We start from the raw sequence: 516 nt of genomic DNA on the forward strand, positions 1-516 counted from the left end.
GCGGAGATTTTCCTTCCTTGGACTAGGCTCGTAGGGCTCTCTTCGCTTCGTGGTCTAGCTCGAAGTCGCAGTCGTGAGCCACCAGCGAGAAGAGGATGTGTAGGAGCTTATTGTTGACGTTGTTGAGGATGACCCCGTAGGGCTTGCCTTGAGCTTTCATGCGTTGGTAGTACTGTTTAAATGTTGGGTTATGAGTTATGGCACTTCGGGCTGCTTGGGTCAAGATTCCTTTTAGCCGTCGGTTACTGTAGCCTCCTGTGTTGGATTTGTGAAAGACTGAGCTCCCAGAGCTCTCGTAGAAGGGCGCTATACCGCAGTAGCTAGCCATCTTCTTGGCACTCCAACCCTTGAAATTGTCGGTAAAAACGATCAGCATGACCGAGGTGACGAGACCCACGCCTTTGCAGGAAATGAGGTGCAGGTAGTGGCGGTACATCTCCTCGTCTTCCTTGATGATTTCAAGCATTCGGCGCTCGCACTCTTTGATGCTTTTGGTCAAGAGGTCGATGGCCTTCT

The 516-nt window shown here is 51.4% G+C and carries 1 protein-coding gene; it reads right to left on the reverse strand.

What is annotated here, in order from left to right; all coding sequences use genetic code 11:
- Positions 1 to 22: 22 nt before the first annotated feature.
- Positions 23 to 516: transposase (locus PORUE0001_RS01510; protein ID WP_007364691.1), on the reverse strand; the 494-nt coding region annotated here is incomplete at its 5' end.

The sequence above is a fragment of the Porphyromonas uenonis 60-3 genome (genome assembly GCF_000174775.1).
In the GTDB taxonomy this organism is placed as follows: domain Bacteria; phylum Bacteroidota; class Bacteroidia; order Bacteroidales; family Porphyromonadaceae; genus Porphyromonas; species Porphyromonas uenonis_A.